Source organism: uncultured Bifidobacterium sp., from assembly GCF_945269915.1.
Taxonomy (GTDB): Bacteria; Actinomycetota; Actinomycetes; order Actinomycetales; family Bifidobacteriaceae; genus Bombiscardovia; species Bombiscardovia indica.
In genome coordinates this window covers 1-24,825 of record NZ_CALYOY010000031.1, presented here as the reverse complement: position 1 = coordinate 24,825, position 24,825 = coordinate 1, and the positions used below count along the sequence as shown (strand labels likewise).

Genomic DNA, 24,825 nt, shown 5'->3' with positions numbered 1-24,825 from the left:
TCGCGATGCCTCCAGAGGCAGATGCCGCCGAAGGCGACCAGCCAACAGAGGCCGAAGATGCCGGGAACGCGGGTATCGGCGGCGAAGAAGAGGGAAAGGTAGACCACCAGGAAGAAGATGATGGCGATGGTGCCGGTCACCTTGTAGGCGGGCATGATGAATCCGTCTGGCATGAAGTCCTTGCTGGAACGGTACCGGCGGTGGGCCAGGATGGTCAGGATGTAGATGAAGATGATGACTGCGCTGGAGGCCGAGGTGAAGAGGACGAAGGTGTTCTCGAAGCCAGGCAGGGCATGCAGGATGGGCGAGAGAAGGATCAGGACCCCGGAGAGGATGATGGCCCTGGCGGGGACCTTGCCCCGGCGGGAGATCGTATAGAGACTGCGCAAAACGGGTGACCTGCCACCTGCAGCCAGCTGGTAGAGGTTACGCCCTGCCGAGTAGAGCAGCGAATTCAGGGAGGAGCAGGCGGCCGTGATGACGACGAAGAAGACCAGCGCCGCGGCCCAGTTCACACCCGCATATCTGAACACCATGACGAAGGGGGAGGCGAAGCTGCCGTCGGCATTGGGCTTGAAGGACCGCCAGGGCACGATCAGCATGATGGCTATGAGGGCACCCACGTAGAAGATCAGGACCCGGATGATGATCTGGTTGATGGCCTTGGGGAGGACCTTCCGGGGGTTCCTGGTCTCGGAGACCGTCACCCCGACGAATTCGATCATCTCATAGGCGAAGAAGACCATCTGGAAGCTCATGAAGAAGGACATCCAGCCGTTGGGGGCCAGGGAGAGCCCATTGAAAATGTTGTCCAGTCCGGCATGGCCGGCAGGGCTCACCTGGTCCTGGCCCGGCATCTGCACGGCGGGGTAGCGGAAGCCGACGATTACCATGACCACGGCGGTGACGATCATGGCCAGGATCAGGGTGATCTTGATCATGGAGAACCAGAATTCGGTCTCGCCGAAGACCTTGACCGCGACCAGGTTGATTGAAACCATGGCCGCCAGGAAGAAGACCTCGATCAGACCGCGCCAGGCTACAAGGTTGATGCCGAAAGTGCTGAAGAAGGTCACGAAATAGGTGCCCACGGCCGTCAGTTCCGACATGCCTATCAGGATCAGCACGATCCAGTAGGACCATCCTGCGAAAGACCCCCATCCCTTGCCCAGGTACCGGGTGATGAAGGTGATGAAGGTGTGCTGGTTGGGGCTGCGGTACATGAGTTCGCCGATGGCCCGCATAAGCAGATACATGACCAGACCGACACCTATGTAGACCAGGATGATCGAGGGACCGGTCAGGGCGATCGACTTGCCCGAGCCAAGGAACAGTCCGGTGCCGATCGTGCCGCCAATGGCGATGAACTGAACGTGGCGGTTGCTCAGACCACGCTCCATCTGATTGGCTGCACCCTGGGATCCGTCAGTACCCTGCCCGGTCCCGGTCGCCTGTGTTGCTCCGGTTTGGCTCATCGGTTCTGCCTCCCCTACCTTTCCTCGTTGCCTGCATTGCCGAACCCCGGCGAACAGGCCGATACCGGTCCCGCAAGTGTTACGGGCCGACGACCGCATGTCGGGGACCGGACCGAACCACCCGCCCGGTCCGCATCCATGCGAACAAACGTCCATGCTAATCCGTGCCGGTTGCTTACAAGTGAACGACAAGGCCCAGCCTTCGGGACCATTCCTTTTCACTATGCAAACACCCTGCCGGACGGATGCGAGCGCTGACACCTATGCTTGGGTGCGTCAGCACAGGCCGGTACGCTGACAGCTATTACCAGCCTTGACAGCTAAGGAATGGCGACCAACATGACTCAGACCCCATCCGTCGACCAGGCGGGCGCAGAGGCGTCCTCGGAAGATGGAGCCCTGCGCAGGACCCTGAAAAACCGGCATATCCAACTCATATCACTGGGTGGGGCCATCGGCACCGGACTCTTCTATGGGTCGGGAGAGTCCATAACCCTGGCCGGTCCAGCCATCATCATCGCCTACCTAATCGGCGGATGGGCCATCTTCATGATCGTGCGAGCCTTGAGCGAGATGAGCGTGGAGGACCCCAAGGCGGGTGCTTTCAGCTACTACGCCACCCGCTACTGGTCCAAGCGGGCCGGGTTCGTGTCCGGGTGGAACTACTGGCTCAACTACGTCCTGGTCTCCATGGTGGAGCTTTCGGTGGTGGGCACCTTCGTCAACTTCTGGTTCCCGTCCATTCCGGCCTGGGTGTCGGCGGCCTTCTTCCTGGTGATCATCACTGCCGCCAACCTGATGGGGGTCAGCAAGTTCGGCGAGTTCGAATTCTGGTTCGCCATCATCAAGATCGTGGCCATCATCGCCATGATCATCGGAGGTCTGGCGGTCATCATCCTGGCCCTGCCCACCGCAAACGGGCTCAAGGCCTCCTTCTCGAACTGGTTCACCGTCGGCGGCGGATTCCTTCCCAACGGACTGATGCGACGCGGGGCCGATGGACAGTGGACCGGCCTGCTCATGGCCCTGGCCGTGGTCATGTTCAGCTTCGGGGGCACCGAGCTGCTCGGCATCACCGCCGGCGAGACGGCCGACCCCCGCAGGACCATCCCCAAGGCCACCAATGCGGTCGTTTGGAGGATCCTGGTCTTCTATGTGCTGACCCTCGGCGTCATCATGGCCGTCGTTCCCTGGAATGCCATCGGCAAGCCCAACGCCCAGGGCATGGTGGTCAGCCCCTTCGTGCAGATCTTCGACTCGGTGGGCATCCATGCCGCGGCCGGGATTCTCAACTTCGTCTGCCTGACGGCCGTGATGAGTGTCTACAACTCCGCCCTCTACTCCAACTCCCGCATGCTCTACTCCCTGGCCAAGCAGGGCAACGCCCCCCGCTACCTGGGCAGGCTCTCCAAGGGCGGGGTGCCCTATGCCGGTGTCCTCACCTCGGCCTGCGTCATAGCCCTGGCCGTCGTGGTGGTCTTCCTCTGGCCCCAGTTCGCCTTCAATTATCTGATGAGCGTGGCCACCATAGCGGCCATGCTCAACTGGGCCATCATCATGCTGACCGAGATGCACTTCCGCAAGGCCGTCGCCGAGGGCAGGGGCCCGGGCGGGTTGGCCGGCAAGACCGGGAAGGAAGCCCTGGACGCCCTCCACTTCAAGCTCCCCTGGGCCCGGGTGACCCCCTGGCTGGTCCTGGCCTTCATGGCCTTCGTGGTGGTGCTCATGTGCTTCTCCCCCAGCTACCGGGTGGCGGTCATCGCCGGGCCCATCTGGCTGGCGGTCCTGCTGGTGGCCTACCGGCTGACCCATCAACATAGACACGAATAAGGGGAAACAGAGCAGAGTCAGAACCGGCCGGTCACCAGTGGATTCACCCTGCGCGACCAGCCGCCTTCCATTCAGCAGAAATCAATGCTGACCGGCGCTTTGGTTCTCTCCATCACTCACCAGAGCCTGGAGGAGCAGCCTATCGCGATCCCGAATCATGCCCCGGCTCTTCGCCCCCGCCCAGGAATAGAACCCCTGACCGGTCTTGGCCCCGAGCTGTCCGGCATCCACCTTGGCCTTGAGTGTCCGATCCTCGCCGGGCTGGTTATCCAAATCGTCATACAGGTACTTGGAGATGTTGTCGAAGACATCAAGCCCACCCAGGTCGGCACTGGCAATGGGGCCGAGGATGCTCCATCGACGGCCCAGGCTGTATTTGACGATATCATCCACGGCCTGGGGACTGGCAATGCCGCGGTTGACGATGTTCAGACATTCGCGGATGACCGCTGACTGGATACGATTACCCACAAACCCAAGGGACTCCGCGGATAGGGCCACAGCATGTTTGCCGATCCTGTTCATGAGCTCGACCGTCGCATCCACCATGTCCATATCGGTGTCTTCGGCGGGGACCACCTCGACCAGGGGCATGAGTTGGGCCGGGTTCCAGAAGTGGGCCACCAGGAACCTGGCGGGATGGTTGAGGACCGTGGCGATGCCGGAGGGGCTCAGACCGGAGGTATTGGTGGCCAGGATGGTCTGATCCGAGACGATTGCCTCCACCTGCCGCCAGACCTGGTGTTTGACATCCATATCCTCCAGGACCGATTCGATGACGAAGTCGGTATCAGCCAAAGCCCCGTATTCTGTGCCGGCATGGATGCGGGCCAGGATGGCCTCACGCTCATCAGCCGGTACCAGACCGGCATCGATAAAGGTGCCAAGATCATGCTCGATGAGGGCCTGACCCCGGTCCAAAGACTCCTGGCTGGTGTCGACCATCCTGACCGGATACCCCTTCATGGCGAACTGGAGCGCCGTGGCATGCCCCATGGTCCCCGCACCTATGTTGCCGATTACCCTGATGTCCTCGACCTTCATCGACCATCACCCCTTGATATTGGACTATGCAGATACACATTCATGCTAAGACCCGGGGTTCCTTGGGCCGGGGAGGCGGCATGACGGAAAGAACCCACCCAGAGGCAGGCTGGCTGCCGCACGGCCATCCACAAGGTGGTTCCACTCCGCACAATCGCCTTTGAGCGTTGGGCCTGAATACGGAATATGGGCGACCCTTGTCGGAGAAATACTCTAGGCTAGCCTGTGATTGCAAGTCACTGAAGAGGTTGCCGAACCTATCAGTACCCGGGGTCAGACAGTGTGGTGTCGGCCATCCCCGGCGAAAGGAAGTTCGGCCGAAACGGTCCGGTTCTGCACTGCCGGCTCGTTGGGTCCGGGCTGAAGAAGTCCGGGACTGTCGCGGCTCGATGCCGCGGAGCGCTATGGACCTTGTCGCAGGCTGACTGCCCCCTGGCAGTCTGCACCGGTACGCGGTTGCAAAACCGCGCGTGATACCGCCGCCATGGCAGCCTCAGAACGTGTCGAGGAGAAGATAGCTATGGCGACCAGTCGGGACGGGCACGGAAATCCGTCTTCACAGCGAGAGCCCGGACAGGGCACGGGCGACCAGGTCCGGCGCAACCTGAAGACCCGGCACGTCTCCATGATCGCCTTGGGCGGATGCATCGGCACCGGACTCTTCATGACCTCGGGTTCCACCATCTCCAAGGCGGGACCGGGCGGTGGACTGGTGGCCTACGCGGCCATGGGCCTGATGGTCTACTTCCTGATGACCAGCCTGGGCGAGCTGGCCACCCACATGCCGGTCTCCGGCTCCTTCGCCACCTATGATGCCAAGTACGTGGACCCGGCCCTGGGGTTCGCCATGGGATGGAACTACTGGCTGAACTGGGCCATCACCGTGGCCGTCGACATATCGACCGCGGCCCTGCTGATCCAGTACTGGCTGCCGAACACCCCGGGATGGGTCTGGAGCCTTCTGGTCCTGATTGTCATCTTCCTGATCAATGCCCTGACCGTCTCGGCGTTCGGCGAGACCGAATTCTGGCTCTCCCTGATCAAGGTCCTCACCGTCATCGTCTTCCTGGTCATCGGCTTTGCCATGATTCTGGGTATTATGTACCATCCGGCGGCTGGACTGAAGAACTTCACCTACAAGGACGCCCCCTTCGTCGGCGGCTTCCCGGCCATCCTCAGCGTCTTCCTGGTCGCCGGTTTCTCCTTCCAGGGCACCGAGCTGATCGGGGTCACGGCGGGTGAATCCGAGGACCCCGGCCATGCCGTGCCCAAGGCCATCCGAGACGTGTTCTGGAGGATCCTCCTCTTCTATATCCTCTCCATCTTCGTCATCGCGGCCCTGATCCCCTACACCAGCCCCAACCTCCTCGGTGCGGCCGACGGCAACATCGCCATGTCGCCCTTCACCCTGGTCTTCCAGCGGGCTGGACTGGCCGCGGCCGCCAGCATCATGAACGCCATCGTCCTGACCTCGGTGCTGTCCGCGGCCAATTCAGGAGCCTATGCCGCCACCCGCATGCTTTATGCCCTGGCACATGAACACTACGCCCCACGCATCTTCGGCCGGACCACACGCCATGGGATCCCCCTGATGGCCCTGGCCGCCACAACCGTGGTCTCCCTGGCCACCTTCGCCTCCAGCATCTTCGGGCAGCGGATCTACATGTGGCTGGTGGCCGCCTCCGGGCTGACCGGCTTCATCGCCTGGATAGGCATAGCCCTGAGCCACTTCCGATTCCGCCGGGCCTGGGTGGTCCAGGGGCACAAGGTCAGCGAACTCAAGTACCACGCCAAGCTCTTCCCCCTGGGCCCCATCCTGGCCCTGGTCCTCTGCCTGGTGGTCATCGGCGGCCAGAACATCGAGGCCTTCGTCAGCTGGAACTGGCAGGAGATTGGGGTCACCTACATCAGCATCCCCCTGGTCCTGATCCTCTACCTGGGCTACAAGATCAGGCACCACACCAAAATCGTGCCCCTGGACAGGATGGACCTTTCCCCGTCCTCGGCTGATTACTCACTATAGCCGAGCAATTCGTATATTATCGAGGATGATATCCCGGTATCCGGCCATATTGGCCTCGGCGTCGCCGATACCTTTGATGTCCGGCTCCTTGTCGGTGGAATAGATGCCGAACCAGGTATCCTCATCCGGACCCCCTGTCAGATCGAATTCACACCTAGCGGTAGTTCCCAATGCCTTGCGCAGCGGCTGTAGGCTCATATCATCCTTGGTCACTTCACCCTGCCCGACAGCCAGGGCGTAGATGCCGTCCGCGCCGCACTGATAGTCGAAGGAAATCCTATAGGATCGGCCAGCCTTGAAGGGGACGTTCTGAGGGATGGTCTGGCAGAGAAGGGCTCTCTTCCCAGTCAGTCCACTGATCTTCAGCGACCAATCACCTTGGAGGACATCATCCATCTTCTTGACCTCCCAACCGGCCTGGGTGAAGGGGGCATGCAGCTGGGACAGATGAATCCGATTGTCTTCCACTCCCTCGGCTCCGGCCACCACCAGGGGCCAAATTCCCTGGATATTATCCTCAAAGTCGCAGGCAAGCTCCTCCAGATAACCATCTTGGTCCAGTCTGATACCGGTGTAACCGCTTTCAACCAAACGAATGTCATCGAAGTAGGCGGCGCCATCACCGTCATGGGCCAAGACCAGACGGGTCTGGCCACCCCGGGGAGCCATGAAGAAGAGGTAGGCATTCTGAAAGTAGCTGCTGCCGTCAACCGTCGAGGCATCAGTGTTATGGGCGTAAGCCTTGATATAGTTCTTGGCAATACTGGGACCGATGACGTTCCGCGCCAAGACTCCACCATGATCAGCTTCCACACTCAGAGAGACCCTGCCACGACGGTTATCAAGCCCCAGGTACAGGGCATACCGCCTGCCCGGCAGCAGGTCGATTAAAATCTGCTCAGTGCTGACCGAACCCTCTAATCTGAGCATGGGGTTGGCGCACTGGCCCCGGGAAATCGAAGCATGGCCAGCCCCCTTCACGGTCCAGGTGGACCTGAAAAGCTCCTCGCCACCATTAAAGCCGGCATCCATCAGGTGGTCCCCGGCCCAGTCCACTTGGACTCCCTGACCCGCCTTGCGACATACCAGATATGGGGTTCTGGATTTGGCATTCAGGGTCAGGGTTCCCTGAACCACCGGAATCTCATGGGGGGCGATCCTCCCCTGATCGGTCAGTTGGTAGACGATGACGGATGAACAATCAAGCCACGTTTCGGGGAGTTTCCACGTTGTGGAACCACCGGCAGTATTCCAGTGATAGAGCCGCTGCTTATCAAGATCAAGCAAGTCCCCGGTCCTAGCATCCCAGATCCAAGGCAAGAGGTAGGCTCCCGTGCCGGTTTCAACCCCGTGCCCGGTATTATCAGACTTGGAGTCATCGGCCTCCAGGTCTCCAATGAGGATCACCCGGCCATTCAACTTCATCGTGCGCTCGCGGTAGGCGGGCGATGCCGGATCATTGGAATTCCTGGTGATGACCAGCTTGTCACCTTGGTCATTGACAAGCTCGACCTGTTCCTTCCCCTGGTTCATGGCAGAATCCTGGACAGAATCAACATTTATGGGGTCGTTATACCAGGCATCGACACGGAAGTGCTGGATGAACTTGGTCGAGAGGTCATAAGTGTACAGATTGTCCAAGTAGGCGTCAAAATCGTTACGTCCCTGCCACCCCTCGAAATCCTTCATGCTATAACCACCCAGGAGAGGGGCGTTGGCCGCGCCGCCGAAAACCGGGTGGTCACCCATCCAGCTGTCCTTCTGATGGTTGCGGAGAAAGCGCATGACCTGAGAGTTCTGACCTTTACGATCGGAAGATCCGTAGGCCAGGTCCAAGGCCCAGTGTTGGAAGGTGGCGTCATATTCGTTGGCCGAGGCGTATTCGGTGCCGATCCCCCAGCCGTTGTCAGTCAAGATTTTCGAGAGCCTGCGGGTCTCCCAAGAGTCCTCAGCCCCCGAAGTCCCATCACCCCAAACATCCACGTAGACGAAATCCATCCTGCCGCCGACCTTGCGGCCGAGCGCGTCAAAACGGTCCTTCCTGGCACCCGAGACCAAATCGTAGATGCCATCAATGCCCACTGTCTGGTCCAGCCAATTCCAGCCATAGCAGAGGTCACCCTTGTCATCCCTGCGGACCATATCCTCTGCGAAGGCCCGAGCCTCAGGGAACATCTCGTCCACATTGACGTGGACCCCGAACCGAGCCCCGTAAACCCTTCCTTTGTCCATCAGCGCATTCAGGTCTCCAGCCCCACCAATTCGACGACCAATGTCGGCATAGTCCGGATGCCCGGAATCATGGCCCTCGTTTCCGTATCCCTTGAGAAGGACAGACTGCCCCAAACCGTCAGTGGCCAGAGCAACCCTCTTGACGTTATCCAGGGTAGTCATAAAGGGGTTCTGGGCCTGGGAACCGAAATTCATGGCAATACGCCGAGCCACCTGATCAGGAATGTCATCAGAACCATATGGGTTGTTCATGATGCATCTGAAAGCGATGGCTCCATCCTGCCAGTTGACTCGCCCGTCCCCATTCAGATCACCCGCCAGGGCCACTGCCATGGCAGGCATCTCGGTCTGTCCGACCGTATAGGAACGGCCTCTGGAATCCCGGACAACCCGGGTGTATATCCAAGGCGCGCTGGTCAGACCAAGGACGGTAGTCCCGTCCATCTGGTCGCGGATGGTCATGACCCTGGTGTTTTGAGCTCCACCCGTCCCGGTCTTGCTGGCCGTTGTCCCCTCGTGCTCGGAGTTGCTCCAGAGACCGGCACTGAGACCGTCTGCGGAAAGGAACCCATACATGTAGTCCTGCCCGATGGGATCCTCCACCATCTGCTCGGTGACGGCCCGGTGCACATCACCGCTAATGGAGACGTCTACAGACATGCGAGCGCCGGTGAACTCTGCATCCGCCTGTGTGCTGGCCACTGAAATCAGACACTGCCCGGGGAAGGCCACCGTCTGAACCGGATGATTGGATCCGGCCTGGTTATCGATGGAGATTACCTCGAAACGGAGAGAGGTATCCTTGGCCGATAGACGGACGGCTATTACAGCGTCAATCCCCCGATCGACAGACACTGCATGGAGACGGTAGACGAGACTGGCCTGATTCTCCCGGTTCAGTTCAACCTGGTCAGAACCCAGCTCAAGCTCATCCCCATTGATGGCAACCAGGTTCAGGTCCCGTACCTGCCCAAGCATGGTCCCCTTGGCCTCGGGGGTGATTAAACGGTAATCAATCACCGATGGGAAATGAGGCCTGACACGGACCTCCATCATCTGGGTACGGAGGGTTTCCCAGGAACCAGGGACACCCGATTCCCCACTCGAGTGGTTTCCCCTCAAGCTTGTTTTGTCCATTAGTCATCCACCTCGTCATCGTGGTCATGAGTGGTGCCTTCATGACGGTCGTGTTACGGCTACGATTCGCTCCCGGGCTTCATGAACTCGGCATGGGTTCCGAGCCACACCCAATCAAGCCGAATCCGTCTAATCCATATCCATATCCAGTACTGCAACCTTTCGTTTCGAGAACTGTTTCCGACGCCTTACCGGCTCAAAAGCTGTGTTCTCCCTCTGCTGGCTATCGGCAACCCAACCCCCTCAAGAATTCCTCGGTCTGCTCAGGTCGCTTGAACACTGCTGTGTTGCCGAGAATCCGAGAACATACGCTACCTATCTCGTCAAGCACGGCCGTGTGGACCTTGCCCGGCTCACGTGAGCCCCGCAATGCCCGGATGATTTCGTCATATTCCAGGCTAAAATCAGCAATCCGTTGAGGTAATCCGGCACCCGCCACCAGGGCCTCCTCCAGACAGGAGAGCTCACTGACCAGTCGACCGGGCAGGACGAAAAGCCCCTGGGCCTCAATCAGGCCGATGGGCTCCTGCTTAACCGGATAGAATTCCGGATGCACGTGGAAAATCCCGTCCGGCAGTTCCGGACTGGTTCCGTTGTTGCGAAGTATCAGGCTCATTTCATAGCCTCGGTCGGTCCTGATCAGGCTGGGCGAGAGGGCCGACTGTGGTCCCTCCGGCCCTTGGCTGACAATATTCAGATCGGGATTGTCATATCCCGCCCAAGCCTGTCTGATTGCTTCACTGACCTCGGTGATTTCCTGACGGGAGGATGATACCACCCTGATAACAGTTCCCGGCCAATCCAGGATTTCAACCGGGGTATCGGGATGTCCATCCAGATGGAGTGTCCGCCAGGTCCCCGCCCGGTGCATGGGGAGGTGCTCTCCGCCACCTTGGTAGTGGTCATGGACCAGAACGGAGCCGCCTATGCGCGGCAGGGCGGCGTTGCAGCCAAGGAAATAACCAGGGAAGCGGTCTACGAAATCCAGCAGGTTGCCGAAGGTCTCCCGGTCCACATGCATGGGGGTGTGCTCGGCATTGACACAGATACCGTGCTCATGGAAGTAACCGTAAGGCGAGAACTGCCAGAACCATTTGTGCCCGCCCAGAATCATGGGAATGGTCCGCAGGGTGCGTTTGTCACGTCCGGCGAACCCCTCGTTTTCGTGACAGATGGTGCACTTGGGGTATCCACCTGCGGTGCTGTTGCCTGCCGCGGCTTTCTTCATGTTCTTGAATTCAGGCTTGACCAGGTTGATGGTGATCTCCACGCCCCGAGAGGGAAAACGGGGGTTCCGGTCCAGTTGGTCCTTCTTGATGTAGGTGTTCCTGACACAGTAGTCATAGAACCAGTGCATGGCTGCCATCCCGCCCTGGTCCTCTTCCATCTGAACGAAGCGCCGTTGAAGATGGGAGGGCCTGGAGGAGAGAATCCCCATGACCGCATCCCCTATGGAGGTGGCATCATCCTGAGTCATAAGGCCAGCGCCGGCCGAGGCGCGAAGGAAGGAATCCAAGAGGGCATCCACATCGCCCTCAGATGAGGCTGTAGTAGCCGTACCATCCCCGGAACCGTATGAATCCAATGAGAAAAGGGCCAGGATCTGATTGCGGGCCCAGTCAGTATCGGCCTGGTCCAGGTCCAAGTAAGCACACGCGTACCGGATCAGGGCATCGGAACTCCGGCAGAACTCGTTGAATTCGTCCCCGGACCTTTCGCCCGCGCCCATCAAACCCCCACCTCCTCGGCCACTTGGGCGGTTATCTCCTGCATACGAGCGTCTGCGGCCTCCATCTCTTCAACCAGGCGCATCTGCGTGTGAGTTCGCACCAGGTTGTGCTCCGAATAGGCGGTTGAGAAGTAGATGTCGCCCTGAAGGTAGTCGGTCAGGAAGCGCATCCCACACTCCATGGTCATGATCCGGCAGGAGGCCGGAAAGAGGGCCAGCTCGCGGCCGACAGCCTTGCTGGCCACTGCACCTAGGAATCCTTGGGTATAGGCATGGTAGAGGTCAGGGTTGAAATGGACCTTGTCCAGGTCCTGTTCGTCCTCCAGGGCTGTGGAGGCACCGAAGCGAATGGAGTCTCCGAAGTCAAAAAGCATGGATCCGGGCATTATGGTGTCCAGGTCGATGATGGCCCTGGCCTTCCCGGTGGCGGCATCCATCAGTATGTTGTTGAGCTTGGTGTCATTATGGGTGACCCGGAGTGGGACGGACCCATCAGCCAATCCCTCCATGATGACCGGGTACTGGTCGGCCCGGCTCATGTACCAGTCAATCTCGGACCGGCAGGTAGAGACCCTATCCTCGGTGTCCTCCAGAACCGCCTGTTTAAAAGTCTCGAACCGCTTTGGGGTGTCATGGAAGTGGGCGATGGTCTCGGTCAGCTGAGAGGCGTCGAAGAGAGCCAGCGAGTTCTGGAATCGCCCGAATGCCTGGCCGGCCTCCTTGAAGACTTCCCCGTTTGGAACCAGGTCGTAGGAAACCGTGTTCTCGATGAAAGCATAGATCCGCCAGGCTCCATTCTCGAGCTGGCAGTAGGTTTCACCGTCCTTGTTGCGTATGATATCCAAGGTCTCCTGGTTCTGCGAGCGCAGGAATTCGGTGACTAACTCGATGTTGCGCATCAGAGAGGCTGTGTCGGGGAAGACCGAGGTGTTCATCCGCTGCAGGATGTAACGACGCTTGTCCGTGCGTATGAGATAGGTCTGGTTGATGTGCCCGTTGCCGTACGGCGCGATGCTCACCACCTGTCCCTCAAGGCAGTAGAGGGCGGCTATACCAGCCAGCTCCTGAGCTTGAATCGTCATGACGATCTCTTTTCTCCATGTCCACCGGCCCTAGCTCTACCTGTAGCCATGCCGGCAGGAAGAAACCATTGAGCCGGCCCCGGCCGGACTTGCACTTATACCTGCTGCCAGACCATGGCACCAGGTTCCAGTACGAAGTCCCTGACCTGCCCGTCAGCCTGGCGGACGCTGGTCTTCTGGACCAAATCGGTATTGTTGATGACGCAGTAGTTGCCGGCCTCCGGGAAGTGGGCCACCTCGCAGTGAGGATTGGTACAGCTCCAGTCCGCATACCGGTCCTCATGCCTACTGGCGTAGAAGAGTATCCGCTCCAGAAGCCTGGCATTGGCCGCTGAGTAAGGAAGACCTGACAGATATATCCCACGCCCCTTTCCGTACTGGTTGACGGCCAGCTGTACCTGACCCTGGTCGGCCTTGAGAAGCGTGACCTCCTCATTGAGGGGGTATGTATTGGCAATCTGCTCTCCAAAGTCCACACCGCCACCCTCAGGCAGGTCTTCGGTAATGAAATGCCTGGCCGTGATGGTCGGGAAGTACTTGTCGACCGAAAGGGTGTGGAAGCGTTCCTGGTCGATGCCGAGTACATCGGCCAGCTGGAAGAAACGCCCCTCCATATCCAGAGCGGCGGGCTGACCGAGGCCGACCAGAGCCCCTCCCCCATCGACCCAGGTTCGTAGAGTCTCCACCAAGGCCGGGTTCTTCCAGACTGTACCGCCACTAAAGGCCGTATCAGCCGGGCCACCAGTGATGATTACATCCAAGTCCTGATCCACGCCTTGAGCCAGGACGTCATCGAAACTGATGAAACGGACGTTCACCCTCATACCGGACAGGGCCTCCAAGACTCCGTAGTAAGAGTAGGTCTGCTTGTTAGGCAAGGCGTGGGCCACCGTATAGGCCATCCAGGAGCGCATGGCACCCCAGGCATTCAGCACAGCCACGTTGAGCTGCCCCTGAGCCGCCTTCCCGTTAGTTCTGTCATGCAGGTCGCGGAACTCGTCGGCGATGTGGGTCACGGTCTGGATGAACCTGGGGAACTTGGCAGCCAGGGACAGGTAGCCGCCATAGCCCATGCGCGATATGGGACTGCGCAAGATGGCTCTGCGGGCCTTACGCCAGTTGCTGAGCCCTTCGACACTGGGATCGTTGCCCTCATAGAACGTGTCAGGGAAGAAATAGGGCAGAAAACGACCCTCGGTGTAACGGACGCCGGGAATGTCGGAAATCATGCGCAAGGTGGTGCCGTCACCCACAGATCCGACCACGGCATCCAAGCCAAGGTTTTCGAATCCGGGCATGTAGGGTTCAGTCCCTATCCATTGATCACCCAGGAACATCATGGCTTCCTTGCCGGCCTGATGGGTCATATCGACCATGGTCTTCACATTCTTCCGAACGACACCCGAAAGGAAGTCAATCCAGTCCCGCTGTGCCTTGCTGGGAATACAGAAAGAGGAGTTATAGCTACCTTTGTTGATGAAGTCCTCAGGACGTAGACGATAGCCATAGCGGGTCTCGAAGTCATCCAGGGCCTCGGGGGATACCGTACAGGCATACCCAAACCAGTCCACCAGTTTCTCACGATGATGTTGGTCGAAGATCAGCGTGAACTGGTAGAAAAAGGTGGTGAACCGGACCACGTCGGTTGCCGGGTTCTGCCCCAGCCACTGGCGATAGGCGTCCATGACAAACTTGCGGGTGGCCGGATGGTAGATGTCGAAAGGAATCTCGTGTTCCTTGTCACCCCAATCGTTGGTCAGATGGTTATACATCTCGACCGGGTCCCAGATGATGTAGGCCAGGAAGGATGCCGTGTACTCGTGCATGGGGGTCGCCCCGGTCACGTGAACCAGATCCCGGTCCGGGTCCAGGCTCCACTCCTCCAGGTCCAGAACACGACCGGTGGTACGGTCGATGATCTCCCAGTACCGGTGAGGGTCCGCATCCCTATTGGGCCTGAGTTGCTGGTCGAAGTAGTGGTCCATCAGAGGAACGTCCACCCGGCCGCCATGGGCCAGAATACGCTCCGACATCAGATAGACCTGAGGGGTCTCATTCATATGTTGACTGATCCACTCGTTGTGGGCCCTGGCAGGGAAGTAGGCACTGTAGACCTTCCTGCCCAGGTGCATCAGCGCCTGGTCCAAATGAGTACCGTCCGAGTTGCGAATTGCATCAGCCCCCCATAGCTCGGCCAGTTCTTCGGTTTTTCGGGCGAAGTTCTCCTCACTCGGCAGGGTAAAGCGACCGGTCGTGGTCATTGATCAAATCTCCTTCGGATATCTCAAACGGGTTATCTGGAAACTGCGTACTGCCCGGGCCGGATACCTCCCGAGCCGGGCCCTACTCCTTGACTGACCCTGCGGTCAACCCTGCCTGCCAGAACCGCTGCAGGCAGAAGAAGAGGATGATCACCGGAAGAACGCCCAGCAGGGACCCCATCATCAATGCCCCTCTATCGGTGAAGACCGGGAGGGAGACCAGGCCATAGAGACCAAGGGTGACAGGGAAGAGATTCTCGCTGGAGAGCATCATCAGGGGCAGGAGGAAGTTATTCCAGGTGGCCACAAAGAGGAAAAGGAAAATCGTGACCATGGCAGGCGCCAGAATCCTCAGCACGATTGTGAAGAAGATCCTCGCTTCACCAGCCCCATCGATCCGGGCGGCCTCCAAGAGCTCAGTCGGAACCGAACTCTGGGCGTAAACCCTCCCCAGGAAGAATCCGAATGGGGAAACCGAGCAGGGGATGATCACCGCCAGCATGGTGTTGCTCAGATGGAGGGCGTTGAAGATCGAGTACTGTGGAATGGTCATCAAGGCCGAAGGCATCAAGAGAGCCGACATGACAATGGCCATGACGACACCCCTGCCACGGAACTGGAATTTGGCTGTGCCGTACCCGGCCATGACCGAAACCACGGTGCCGATCAGAGCGGATATGCATGAATAAATCAGGGAGTTGAAAACCCAGTGCCAGAACTGTGAGTGGGTCCAACCCAGAAGAATCGAATAGTTGGTCGCCACAGCTTCGGGAATCCTCTTCAGACCGACCGCAAACCAGAGACCATTGCTGCCGACCAACTGAGAGGGCGACTTGGTGGAGGCGATGATGGCCCAGTAGATAGGGAAGAGGAAGTAGATCAGGGCGAAGACCAGGACAACGATTGTGGTGATCTTGACCACCTTGGAGGGCCTCATGGAACGAGGCAGATCGTCGGCCTTCTGCTTTATCGGTTTTTGCTGCTGCTTCGCTGCGCGGACGTGATTGGCCGAGGTCATGATTCGTTCACCTTCCCCTCAATATAGGCATAGAGGGCGGCAAGAACCCCTGCGATCAAGGCCATGACGATGGCGATGGCCGAGGCCGGGCCGTCACCTTTGGGAGTGAGGATGCCTCGGGATGTATTCAAGGCCATCATCATAGGGGTGTAGGAGTTCGATATGCCCTTGTCGACGGTCTGCATGACCTGGGGCTCATTGAAAAGCTGGATGCTGCCGATGATGGACAAGAGCATGGCAAGAAGGGCGGCCCCCCTGACATTGGGGAGCTTGATCCTTATGGCAATCTGGAAGCCATTGGCACCGTCAATCCGGGCAGCCTCATAGAGATCACGCGGGATGGCCTGGAGGGCCGCCAGGAAAATCAGCATGTTGTAGCCTGTGAAGGTCCAGGTTGTGATGTTGGCCATGGAGACAATCAACGCATTGGGAGCGAAGAAATTGACGTGTACTCCTATGGCGGCCAGACCCTTGACGATGGGCGAGAACTGATCGTTATACAGGAAGACCCAGATGATGGCGGCAATCGCGCCAGGAATAGCATAGGGCAGGAAGTAACCCAACCGATAGGGGGTGACGTGCTTGATGATGAAGGAGTCCAGAAGCATGGCCAAGGCCAGGGCCGCAATGATCATGACCGGCACTTGGATGATCGTGTAGAGCAGGACCCTGCCGATTCCAGACCAGAATGCCCCTGAAGTGACTACGTAGCGGAAATTCTCCAGACCGACGAACCTGTTGATCATTTCGCCCCCGCCATAGGCGCCTCCACCCGAGGCCACCTGCTGGAAGAAGCTCATATAAACGGCATAGGCGATGGGAATGATGAAGACAACGGCAAACAGGATGCAGAAGGGCAACATGAATGCCCAGCCCGTCCGTTCATTGCGTCTGGCTATCTCGGATCCCCGCCTCTTACGGGGTCCTGCCTCGGATGTTGCTTGACGGCTCATGTGACCAACCAATCCTCTTGGAGCCTAGAAGGCGGGCACCTCCCCACAGATGAGGAACCCGGGTACACAATTCGGATTCCCCGGACTGGGGACGGGGAGGTTCGCCTGCCGTATCCGCTGAAGAGCGGTTACCGATCAATCCTTGGCGATCGGGAGACCATAATCTTTCAGAGTGGCAAGAGAGGTCTTCTGGGCCTCATCGAAGGCATCTGCAACCTTGCCCTGGCCCTTACCAGCCTTGTCGGCCGCCTCGCCCACGGCACTGGAAACAGCGGAGAATCCGGGCATATAGGTGAAGGTCCCCATGTTGTCATTGGCGGTGGCAAACTCGGACATCACATCCTGCCCTCCGAAGAACTCGGTCCATGACTGCGGGGTCTTGGCCTTCTCGGTGGTAGCAGCAACAATCAAACCCTGGGATGTCAGATCCGGCACTTGGGTGTTGAACCAATCCAGGAACTCCATGGCTTCGGCCTTGTGCTTGGTCCCCTTGATGGCGGCCACGCCCGAACCTCCGTTGGGCCCGGTTTTCTTGCCGTTCTTGAACCAGTCTCCAATCTGGGCGACCCTCCACTGGCCCTTGCCCGCATCACCGATCCAGTCCATCATGATAGGGGCGTTCCAGGCGGCATCGATACTGCCGATGATGGAACCGTCATGGAAGGCACCGGCGTATGAAGGGTCGGTGCTGGGTGTCAAGTTCATGGCCTTGGCGTCGAGAAGGCGCTGGTAGAAGTCGGCGGTAGCCTCGGAGCCGGGCGTATCGACGTTGACGACCCACTTGCCGTCCTTGATTTTGTACCAGGGAGAGGATGCGCCGGACAAGGCCGAGAAGGCCATACCGGCACCATCGGGCTGGTAGGTCATGATGTACTTGCCCTGGGCAGCCGCCTTCCTGGCGGACTCGACGAACTCTTCGGCCGTAGTAGGAACCTTGATACCCAGCTTATCGAACTCGGTCTTGTTATAATAGTAGACCATGGGTCCTGTGTCCTGGGGCAGACCGAAGGCCTTCCCATCCACACTCATGAGCTTGGTGGGACCTTCAGCGAAGTCTTTGGAGTACTTGCCGACCTCGGACGTAACATCCTCGACGATACCCTTGGTATAGACCTCGGGAAGCTCGGCATAACCCACCTGGGCCAAGTCGGGAGCATTTCCGGCCTTGACGTCGGTCTCGAGCTTCTTAATCAGATCCCCAGGGCTTCCATTGAACTTGGTGGCCTTGACCTGGATGTTCGGATGGTCCTTGTTCCACCTGGCAACAGTGTCTTTGACCATGGTCATGCCCTGCTTGTCGGGAAGACGGTGCAGATATGTCAACTCGACCTTGCCGCCCGACTTGGAATCACCACTCTTGCCGTCACCGGACCCGCCCGAGGAACCGCACCCCGCCAAAGCCATGCTCATAGCCGCCACCGCAGCCACCGCAGCCATCATTCGTTTACTGCCTGATTTCATCACCCTCACCCCTCTACAGATAACCTCATTGTCATACTTGTAACGTGCAGATTCAGTATAGCAAGATTCAATTGCAAAGTTGGCATACTAATTTATGCCGGCAAGGTCGGAAAATGATGAGATGCAAATGAACTAGTGGAACTACATTCGATGATGGCCACTCACAATTAAAGTCCGTCCATGGGCCAGTGCCTTCCCCGTGTGCAAGTTGATTTCTGCTCGTTGCGTCGAGGAGTGGAAACCCGAATCAGGTAATCCCACTGTCTAAACCACGAAATATCCGGGACACACCACCTAGTAAACTGGTGGACCATTGGGACGGACACCCCCACAACAGCATCCTGGCCGATTCCGTGACGCCAATAAAGTAAGGGCTTAGGGTAGGCACCGGTGTATTTCATATCGGGGATCAGTCGGATGAATAATCCGACCAGTCTGCCCCTTCCCCGAAAGCGCCGGGGAGGGCAAACAAGCAAATCAGTACCCAGTCTGCAGACATACAGTCTGTGGACCCGAAAGGCGGATAAGATGTCTTCAGGTGACAAGGGCAGGGAAACCGGACAGTCCCAGAGCGAAGTCAAGCGCAATCTGAAGACCCGCCATATATCAATGATCGCCCTTGGCGGCTGCATCGGCACCGGGCTCTTCATGACCTCGGGTTCCACCATCTCCACGGCCGGGCCGGGCGGCGGTCTCCTGGCCTATGCGGCCATGGGGGTCATGGTCTACTTCCTGATGACCAGCCTGGGCGAGTTGGCCACCCACATGCCGGTCTCCGGCTCCTTCGCCGCCTACAGCTCCCGCTATGTGGACCCGGCCCTGGGGTTCGCCATGGGCTGGGACTACTGGTTGAACTGGACCATTTCCGGGGCCGTTGACATCTCGACGGCCGCGCTCCTGATCCAGTACTGGCTGCCCGACACCCCCGGCTGGATATGGAGCCTCCTGGTCCTGGTCGTCGTCTTCCTGATCAACGCCCTGGCCGTTTCGGCCTTCGGGGAGACGGAGTTCTGGCTCTCCCTGATCAAGGTGGCCACCATCATCGTCTTCCTGGTCATCGGCTTCGCCATGATCTTCGGCATCATGTTCCACCCGGCCGTTGGCCTGCGGAACTTCACCTACAAGGACGCCCCCTTCGTGGGCGGCTTCCCGGCCATCATGAGCGTCTTCCTGATAGCCGGATACTCCTTCCAGGGGACCGAGGTGGTGGGGGTCACCGCCGGCGAATCGGAGAACCCCGGCCAGGCCGTGCCCAAGGCCATCAATGAGGTCTTCTGGAGGATCCTCCTCTTCTACATCCTCTCCATCTTCGTCATCGCGGCCCTGATCCCCTACACCAGCCCCAACCTCCTTGGGGCCTCGGACGGCAACATCGCCATGTCGCCCTTCACCCTGGTCTTCCAGCGGGCCGGACTGGCCTCGGCGGCCAGTGTCATGAACGCCGTGGTCCTGACCTCCATCCTCTCGGCCGTCAACACGGGCGCCTACGCCTCCAGCCGCATGCTCTACGGACTGGCCAAGGACCACTACGCCCCCAAGGTCTTCGCCAGGACCACCAAGCGGGGCATCCCCATGGCCGCCCTGGTGGCCACGGTCTGCATGTCGCTGGCCACCTTTGCCTCCAGCATCTTCGGCCAGACCTTCTACATGTGGCTGGTGACGGCGACGGGCCTGACCGGCTTCATCGCCTGGATCGGCATAGCCCTGAGCCACCTCCGCTTCCGCAGGGCCTTCAAACTCCAGGGACATGACGTGAGCGAGCTCAAGTACCACTCCAAGCTCTACCCCCTGGGCCCCCTCCTGGCCATGGCGCTCTGCCTGATCGTCATCGCCGGACAGGACATCCCCTCCATGGCAAGCCTGAACTGGTCACACATGGCCATGACCTACTTCAGCGTGGTCCTGGTCCTGGTGCTCTACCTGGGTTACAAGTTCGTCAATCACACCAAGATCGTCAAGCTCAAGGACATGGACGTCTCCGGAACGGATTCGGCCCGCTGATGAAACGTCGCCCTGGGCCTTATTCCGCCGGACTCCCTGTGGGTCAGGGCCACATATGACAAACCGCCCAGCGAAGGAGCCGAAGCCCATCCGCGGGGCGGTCTCTCACTCAGACCTGATGCGGTCCCCGTGAAAGCGGGGAATCACTGAACCTGGGAGCGGGCGATCTTCCCGGTGAAGGACTGGGCCTCGTCGGCATCCTTGACGTCCTTGTTCCAGGAGAACATGGCACGCAGCTTGGGGCCGACCTCCTCGATCTTCTCGTGGGAGTACTTCTCCTGCAGCTCCTTGAACTTGGGGGCGCCGGCATCCTGGTCGTCGATGAACTCCTTGGCGAAGGAGCCGTCCTGGATGCGCTTGAGCTGGTGACGCATGCGATCCTTGGTGGACTCGTCGACCACGGTGGAGGTGAAATCACCGTACTGGGCGGTGTCGGAGCAGGACCAACGGGCCTTGTTCAGACCGCCCTCGTTCATCAGATCGACCAGCATCTTGAGCTCGTGGCAGACCTCGAAGTAGGCGATCTCGGGCTGGTAGCCAGCCTCGGTCAGCACCTCGAAGCCGGTCTCGACCAGGTGGTTGACGCCGCCCATGAGCACATCCTGCTCGCCGAAGAGATCGGTCTCGGTCTCCTCCTTGAAGGTGGTCTTGATGGCGCCTGCACGCAGGGCGCCCAGGGCCTTGGCGTAGGCCAGGGTGATGTCCCAGCCGTCACCGCGGGGATCCTGTTCGACGGCAACGACCACCGGCACACCGCGGCCGGCCACATACTCACGACGGACGATATGGCCCGGGCCCTTGGGGGCGACCATGAAGACGGGATGATCGGCGCTGGGCTTGATGTATCCGTAATGGATGTTGAACCCGTGGGCGAAGCCGACAGCGGCGCCCTCCTTGATGTTGGGCTCGATGTCATCACGCCAGATGGTGCGCTGGTACTGATCGGGGGCCAGGATCATGACGATGTCGGCTTCCTTGGTGGCCTCCGCCACGGTCTTGACCTCCAGACCCTGCTCCTTGGCGAACTCGACCGACTTGGAGCCGGCGCGCAGACCGACCACTACGTCAACACCGGAATCGCGCAGGTTCAGCGCATGAGCATGTCCTTGGGAACCGTAGCCGATGATGGCCACCTTCTTGCCCTGCAGAACCGAGAGATCCCCATCCTTCTCATACCAGATCTGTGCTGCCATTATCTTTACTCCTTTTTAAACGGTCCTGCCGGTCCATAAAGTGCGGCCAGGGATCGTGACGCATTACTTACTATTTGATCAGCTCTTGTTCAGCGGACGTTGCTCATCAACTCCGGCTCCGGATTTTGTCCTTTGCCCAGGTCGATTGACGGATACTGCTTCTTTGTCTCCAACCATACTCGTGGCGTGGCCAGGCGAGCATTCCGCGACTCATTGTTTGGACACCGACAGGTTGCCAACCCTGCATACAGGCCGGGAACCACCTCCATCCTCAGCCGGGTACATCCGAAATCACTACCGTGACAGGTCTTGGGCTGCGGTCACTTGGTGAAGTCCACATCCCTGGTCTCGTGGCAGGTCAGGACCGCCACCAGACAGCAGACCGCCATGACGGCCAGGTACAAGCCGACCGAGCGCACACCCCAGTGGGAAGAAAGCCAGGTGGCGACGGTGGGCACGAAGGCCGCACCGACTATGGCCGCCAGGTTGTAGCCGATGCCGGAGCCCGAGTACCTGACGTTGGCGTCGAAAAGTTCGGGGAGGAAGGCGCCGATCGGGCCGAAAGCCATGCCCATGAGGGCGAAGCCGACGCAGAGGAAGACCATGACCTGGAAGGTGTTGTGGTGATCCATGAGCAGGTAGGGGAAGGCCAGGCTGAAGACCACCAGCATGACCGAGCTGCCCACCAGGACCCGACGCCTGCCGATCCGGTCGGCGTAGACGCAGGAGAGCACGATGAAGAGGGCGAAGACGACGATGGAGACCATCAGCATGAGGAGGTATTCCTGGTTGCTGAAGCCCAGGCCGCCACCGCCCTGAGACCTGGGCTTGGTGCCGTAGGCCAGGGACCAGGTGGCCAGGGTGTAGAAGAGGGTGTAGGTGACGGCGACCAGGAAGGTGGCCTGGAGCACTTGGCGCCAGCTCTTGCGGAACACCTCGACCAGGGGGGTCTTGACGACCTTCTTCTGGTCCAGGGCCATCTGGAAGATCGGGGTCTCCTGCATGGAGACGCGGACGGCCAGGCCTACCAGGACCAGGATTGCGGAGAGAAGGAAGGGTACGCGCCATCCCCAGGTCAGCATCTGCTCGGGCGTGCAGAACATCTCCAGGAGGAAGTAGGTCCCGTTGGCCAGGAAGAAGCCGATCGGGGCACCCAGCTCCGGGAAGGACCCGTAGAGGGCGCGCTTGCCCTCGGGGGCGTTCTCGGTGGCCACCAGGGCCGCACCCGACCATTCACCGCCCAGGCCGATACCCTGGACGAACCGGCAAAGGCAGAGGACCACGACGGCCCAGAGGCCCCAGGTGGCGTAGGTGGGCAGGACACCAATCAGGACGGTTGAACAGCCCATGGTCAGGAGGGAGACCACCAGGGTGGTCTTGCGGCCCCGCCTGTCGCCGAAATGGCCGAAGATCAGGGACCCCAGGGGTCTGGCGATGAATGCGATGGCGAAGGTGAGCAGTGAGGCCAGGAGGGCCACGGTCGGGTCCGTCTTGGGGAAGAAGAGCTTGGGGAAGTAGTTGGCCGAGGCGGTCCCGTAGGCATAGAAGTCGTAGAACTCAATGGCGGTACCCACCATGGATGCCCCTATGACCATGCGGACCGAGCTACGGGTGACCTGGCGCGGCCGACCGGCTTGTTTGGTTTCGTCACCGGCCAAAGAGCCGGCGTCGGTATCACTTGCCGTCATCACTTCATCTCCTTCTCCCGGTCGGCTCCTGGCCTGAAGCCACGGAACCGAACCATTACGGAAGACCCCGCCGTTGGCAGGGTCTGGTGAAATGAAGCGATGCTCGTTCAACCCTGCCTTCTGGCGGGGTCGAACAATATGAGGATTGCCGAATCAGTCCGCCAACGAAGACGGGCTAATAATTCGTGCGGACACAGTACCGAATCGACCTGTGCTCAATTTCCTTGTCATCGCGGCGAACCTCCTCTCGCAGTCTTCCCTTCGAATGCGTCCTGCATCCGGATTGGTTTTGACCTTAGGCCCGAGTAATCACCCGACCGGACTATGCGTCCAATATATGGACGAACTGGTCCATTGATGGGCCGACAATTCAAGCCGGGCCAAGTTTCCGATGTCCGAGAATCAGTCTTGCCGCGGATCATGCCTTGCCGATCAAGACAGGGAACCGGTTCTAAAGCACGGTCCACGATCTCAGCCCGTGAAGATAGTTCCCGGAAATCCCCTGGAGACCACGGCCCGACGATTGTCGTCAATCGTCGCACAGGCGAAGGAAAAGTGCTCGGCCAGGTCATTGGCATCAACCAGGAAGAGGGCCGTCGATAAGCCGTCTGCCAGGGCGGTCGGGTACAAATCCGCCAAACGACCATCCTTGCCCTTGCCCGGATTCTGGCCCTTCCTCGGAACACGATCCGGGGTCCAATCCCGTCCCGAGCGCTCCGGCGAGCATTGCCCCTGATTACATATCGATGCCCCCGCGCCCTGTTCGCCATCGTTCCCGTCCCGGCCAACCACCACCCAGGTGGCCTCGACCCGACGGACCGGCCAGCCATCAATGGCGTTGACAATGTGGTGAAGGACCATCAAACCGCCCGCCGCCCCGTCCTTGCGAGGAGCGGTCCACCGCCGTCTGCTGGGGGCCGAGGCACAGAGGGACCCCGATACCATGGAAACCAACCCAACCGCCTTGGTCAGATCATCCGGGTCCTCCATGGCGATGGAAACGGCCTTGGGAGCATGGATCCTCATGTCGCCGCCGGCGTCAATCAGATAGTCCCCGACCCGGTAGGAGCCTTGGGCATGCTCCAGAATACCGGCCAAGAGGTCGACCAGATACCCTTTGCCCAGGGCCCCGAAGTCCAGCTGGACCGACCCCGTGGTCCTCAGGGTCGTACCCACACGTTCAACCTCATCGCCCCAGGTGGCCCTGCCCCGGATCCTGCCGAGATGGTCGACTGCATCGGCACTCATGCGGAAGGTCATATCCCTGCCATAGCCCAGACGGACCAGGTCGGCGCCCACAGCAGGATCCAAGGCGCCCCCGGTGGCGACATACAAGCAGTCATACAGGTCGAACAGACCCTGGCAGTATTCGGGGAAATCGAAGCTTCCGCCCCGATCAGACTCGGCCATGGCTGCCGGAATCGAATCATCCCGGAACCTGGACAGGGTCGATTCATAGGCCTCGATCAGGTGGCCCATCCTGGCTCTGAGCCCTGATCCGACAGGCTTGGCGGTGTTGATGATGATGCCGGTCCCCAACGCCTCCGGGAAGGCGGTCAGGTGGGGCATGGAAACAGGGTTGCATCCTGATCTCAGCCACGTCCCAGCACGCTTCCCTCGGCCTGCAGAGCCGAGGAATGTGTCGTATCCTGCCTTCATACCATCAAATTGTATGCACTCAATAAACGGGGGGGGGGG

15 protein-coding genes and 1 riboswitch are annotated in these 24,825 nt (G+C 59.6%); of the genes, 3 read left to right on the top strand and 12 right to left on the bottom strand.

What is annotated here, in order from left to right; genetic code table 11:
• The coding region (locus tag Q0K62_RS06540) for an amino acid permease (RefSeq protein ID WP_297317172.1) at positions 1–1,475 on the bottom strand (1,475 nt) is incomplete at its 3' end.
• A gap of 339 nt (positions 1,476–1,814) precedes the next feature.
• Between Q0K62_RS06540 and Q0K62_RS06535 the strand changes: the two genes are divergently transcribed.
• Positions 1,815–3,305, top strand: a complete 1,491-nt coding sequence (locus tag Q0K62_RS06535) for an amino acid permease (protein WP_297317171.1) — start codon at positions 1,815–1,817, stop codon at positions 3,303–3,305.
• A gap of 81 nt (positions 3,306–3,386) precedes the next feature.
• On the opposite strand, the gene Q0K62_RS06530 is transcribed toward Q0K62_RS06535, so the two are convergent.
• Positions 3,387–4,349 carry a 3-hydroxyacyl-CoA dehydrogenase family protein gene (locus tag Q0K62_RS06530; RefSeq protein WP_297317170.1) on the bottom strand — a complete coding sequence of 321 codons (963 nt, stop codon included), beginning with the start codon at positions 4,347–4,349 and terminating at the stop codon, positions 3,387–3,389.
• Between the two features lie 234 nt (positions 4,350–4,583).
• Positions 4,584–4,762, top strand: a riboswitch (Lysine riboswitch).
• Between the two features lie 71 nt (positions 4,763–4,833).
• Here Q0K62_RS06530 and Q0K62_RS06525 point away from each other — a divergent pair.
• Complete coding sequence (locus tag Q0K62_RS06525) at positions 4,834–6,372, top strand: amino acid permease (protein ID WP_297317169.1); 1,539 nt, start codon at positions 4,834–4,836, stop codon at positions 6,370–6,372.
• On the opposite strand, the gene Q0K62_RS06520 is transcribed toward Q0K62_RS06525, so the two are convergent.
• The 7 genes from Q0K62_RS06520 to Q0K62_RS06490 all read right to left on the bottom strand — a co-directional run bounded on the left by Q0K62_RS06520 (position 6,367) and on the right by Q0K62_RS06490 (position 18,245).
• Positions 6,367–9,741, bottom strand: a complete 3,375-nt coding sequence (locus tag Q0K62_RS06520; RefSeq protein WP_297317168.1) for an endo-alpha-N-acetylgalactosaminidase family protein — start codon at positions 9,739–9,741, stop codon at positions 6,367–6,369. The two genes, Q0K62_RS06525 and Q0K62_RS06520, sit on opposite strands and share 6 nt — an antisense overlap.
• A 223-nt stretch (positions 9,742–9,964) precedes the next feature.
• Entirely contained in the window at positions 9,965–11,470 is a 1,506-nt protein-coding gene (locus Q0K62_RS06515) for a UDP-glucose--hexose-1-phosphate uridylyltransferase (protein WP_297317167.1), read from the bottom strand.
• Positions 11,470–12,552 (bottom strand): aminoglycoside phosphotransferase family protein, encoded by a 1,083-nt coding sequence (locus tag Q0K62_RS06510; RefSeq protein ID WP_297317166.1) that lies wholly within the window; start codon positions 12,550–12,552, stop codon positions 11,470–11,472. Before Q0K62_RS06510 ends, Q0K62_RS06515 begins: the two co-directional genes overlap by 1 nt.
• Positions 12,553–12,647: 95 nt before the next feature.
• Complete coding sequence (gene gnpA, locus Q0K62_RS06505; protein WP_297317165.1) at positions 12,648–14,813, bottom strand: 1,3-beta-galactosyl-N-acetylhexosamine phosphorylase; 2,166 nt, start codon at positions 14,811–14,813, stop codon at positions 12,648–12,650.
• 82 nt (positions 14,814–14,895) lie between these two features.
• A complete protein-coding gene (locus tag Q0K62_RS06500) occupies positions 14,896–15,831 on the bottom strand; it encodes a carbohydrate ABC transporter permease (protein ID WP_297317164.1) in 936 nt (311 codons plus the stop codon).
• Positions 15,828–16,694: a sugar ABC transporter permease gene (locus Q0K62_RS06495; protein ID WP_297317174.1), complete on the bottom strand. Its 867-nt coding sequence runs from the start codon at positions 16,692–16,694 to the stop codon at positions 15,828–15,830. Before Q0K62_RS06495 ends, Q0K62_RS06500 begins: the two co-directional genes overlap by 4 nt.
• A gap of 225 nt (positions 16,695–16,919) precedes the next feature.
• Positions 16,920–18,245 (bottom strand): extracellular solute-binding protein, encoded by a 1,326-nt coding sequence (locus Q0K62_RS06490; RefSeq protein WP_297317163.1) that lies wholly within the window; start codon positions 18,243–18,245, stop codon positions 16,920–16,922.
• Between the two features lie 528 nt (positions 18,246–18,773).
• Here Q0K62_RS06490 and Q0K62_RS06485 point away from each other — a divergent pair.
• Positions 18,774–20,246, top strand: a complete 1,473-nt coding sequence (locus Q0K62_RS06485; RefSeq protein WP_297317162.1) for an amino acid permease — start codon at positions 18,774–18,776, stop codon at positions 20,244–20,246.
• 143 nt (positions 20,247–20,389) lie between these two features.
• Here the strand turns inward: Q0K62_RS06485 and ilvC are convergent, their stop codons facing one another.
• From ilvC to Q0K62_RS06470, 3 genes are all read right to left on the bottom strand, one after another.
• Positions 20,390–21,439: a ketol-acid reductoisomerase gene (ilvC, locus tag Q0K62_RS06480; protein WP_297317161.1), complete on the bottom strand. Its 1,050-nt coding sequence runs from the start codon at positions 21,437–21,439 to the stop codon at positions 20,390–20,392.
• Positions 21,440–21,759: 320 nt separating this feature from the next.
• A complete protein-coding gene (locus Q0K62_RS06475; protein WP_297317173.1) occupies positions 21,760–23,034 on the bottom strand; it encodes an MFS transporter in 1,275 nt (424 codons plus the stop codon).
• A gap of 564 nt (positions 23,035–23,598) precedes the next feature.
• Complete coding sequence (locus Q0K62_RS06470) at positions 23,599–24,696, bottom strand: FAD:protein FMN transferase (RefSeq protein ID WP_297317160.1); 1,098 nt, start codon at positions 24,694–24,696, stop codon at positions 23,599–23,601.
• Between the last annotated feature and the right edge of the window lie 129 nt (positions 24,697–24,825).